12 tRNA genes and 1 rRNA gene are annotated in these 1629 nt (G+C 48.3%); all 13 read left to right on the forward strand.

The features are described 5' to 3' along the window. A 23S ribosomal RNA gene (locus N7Z68_RS24115) occupies window positions 1-125 on the forward strand; the annotation flags it as partial. A 181-nt stretch (window positions 126-306) separates the two neighbouring features. Beyond that, window positions 307-382, forward strand: a tRNA-Ala gene (locus tag N7Z68_RS24120). Window positions 383-409: 27 nt separating this feature from the next. After that, window positions 410-486: transfer RNA gene (locus tag N7Z68_RS24125), tRNA-Met, on the forward strand. A gap of 38 nt (window positions 487-524) precedes the next feature. Continuing rightward, window positions 525-617, forward strand: a tRNA-Ser gene (locus N7Z68_RS24130). Window positions 618-650: 33 nt separating this feature from the next. Further along, window positions 651-725: transfer RNA gene (locus tag N7Z68_RS24135), tRNA-Glu, on the forward strand. Between the two features lie 29 nt (window positions 726-754). After that, window positions 755-830 (forward strand) — tRNA-Val (locus N7Z68_RS24140). Window positions 831-846: 16 nt separating this feature from the next. Then, window positions 847-923, forward strand: a tRNA-Met gene (locus N7Z68_RS24145). A gap of 75 nt (window positions 924-998) precedes the next feature. Beyond that, window positions 999-1074, forward strand: a tRNA-Asp gene (locus N7Z68_RS24150). Between the two features lie 65 nt (window positions 1075-1139). Beyond that, window positions 1140-1215 (forward strand) — tRNA-Phe (locus N7Z68_RS24155). Between the two features lie 8 nt (window positions 1216-1223). Further along, window positions 1224-1308: transfer RNA gene (locus N7Z68_RS24160), tRNA-Tyr, on the forward strand. An 11-nt stretch (window positions 1309-1319) separates the two neighbouring features. Next, window positions 1320-1393, forward strand: a tRNA-Trp gene (locus N7Z68_RS24165). An 18-nt stretch (window positions 1394-1411) separates the two neighbouring features. Next, a tRNA-His gene (locus N7Z68_RS24170) sits at window positions 1412-1487 on the forward strand. 24 nt (window positions 1488-1511) lie between these two features. After that, window positions 1512-1586, forward strand: a tRNA-Gln gene (locus N7Z68_RS24175). The last annotated feature ends 43 nt before the right edge of the window (window positions 1587-1629 follow it).

Genomic DNA, 1629 nt, shown 5'->3' on the forward strand with positions numbered 1-1629 from the left:
AGATGAGATTTCCCATTACGTTAAGTAAGTAAGACCCCTTAGAGATGATGAGGTTGATAGGTCTCGGGTGGAAGCGTGGCGACACGTGGAGCTGAGAGATACTAATCGGTCGAGGACTTATCCAAATATGAAAGGCGGAAATGCCTTGGTCAGATTTGCAGTGCATTGGAGCTTCAGAAGGCGAAGTGGTAACTTCAACTGAAGAAGTGAAACGACACAAAAATCTAGGCATTGAAGCTAGACAATAATAAAGCGTTGAATTCATCTAGCCATTATCCAGTTTTGAGAGAACCACTCTCAGGTTAAGGGGCCTTAGCTCAGCTGGGAGAGCGCCTGCCTTGCACGCAGGAGGTCAGCGGTTCGATCCCGCTAGGCTCCACCATATATATATTTATAGTTTTTTTATAATGGCGGTGTAGCTCAGCTGGCTAGAGCGTACGGTTCATACCCGTGAGGTCGTGGGTTCGACTCCCTCCGCCGCTACCATTATACTGATGTTGGAGAAGTTCACTAATAATAGTTATGGAGGAATACCCAAGTCCGGCTGAAGGGATCGGTCTTGAAAACCGACAGGCGGGTTAAACCGCGCGGGGGTTCGAATCCCTCTTCCTCCGCCATAATTTATTATTAAATATTTTAAAAATAGTATTGGCCCGTTGGTCAAGCGGTTAAGACACCGCCCTTTCACGGCGGTAACACGGGTTCGAATCCCGTACGGGTCACCAACTAAAAAAATTAGCAACAATAGCTTTATGGAGGATTAGCTCAGCTGGGAGAGCACCTGCCTTACAAGCAGGGGGTCGGCGGTTCGAGCCCGTCATCCTCCACCATATTAATTTATATTACCGCGGGGTGGAGCAGTCTGGTAGCTCGTCGGGCTCATAACCCGAAGGTCATAGGTTCAAATCCTATCCCCGCAACCAATAATTTTTATACCTGCTCTGATCTACTACTAGGAAGATAATAAAAGTAGTGCTTGAAGAGTGCAACCAAAAAGTGGTCCCGTGGTGTAGCGGTTAACATGCCTGCCTGTCACGCAGGAGATCGCGGGTTCGATTCCCGTCGGGACCGCCATTATAACATTCCTTTTTAAAGTTTGAGAAAAGCTGTAAGTTAACAGCTTTTTATAGATCAAATCTGGCTCGGTAGCTCAGTCGGTAGAGCAATGGACTGAAAATCCATGTGTCGGCGGTTCGATTCCGTCCCGAGCCACCATATATGCTGGAGGGGTAGCGAAGTGGCTAAACGCGGCGGACTGTAAATCCGCTCCCTGAGGGTTCGGCGGTTCGAATCCGTCCCCCTCCACCATTCCTATTTATAGGGGCATAGTTTAAAGGTAGAACTACGGTCTCCAAAACCGTCAGTGTGGGTTCAATTCCTACTGCCCCTGCCAAAACTATTTTATAATATGGCGGTTGTGGCGAAGTGGTTAACGCACCGGATTGTGGTTCCGGCATTCGTGGGTTCGATTCCCATCAGCCGCCCCATATTACATTTATAACTAAATTTATTGGGCTATAGCCAAGCGGTAAGGCAACGGACTTTGACTCCGTCATGCGTAGGTTCGAATCCTGCTAGCCCAGCCATTTTGCGGAAGTAGTTCAGTGGTAGAACATCACCTTGCCAAGG

The organism is Alkalihalobacterium chitinilyticum (assembly GCF_029028005.1).
GTDB lineage: Bacteria > Bacillota > Bacilli > Bacillales > Bacillaceae_F > Alkalihalobacterium > Alkalihalobacterium chitinilyticum.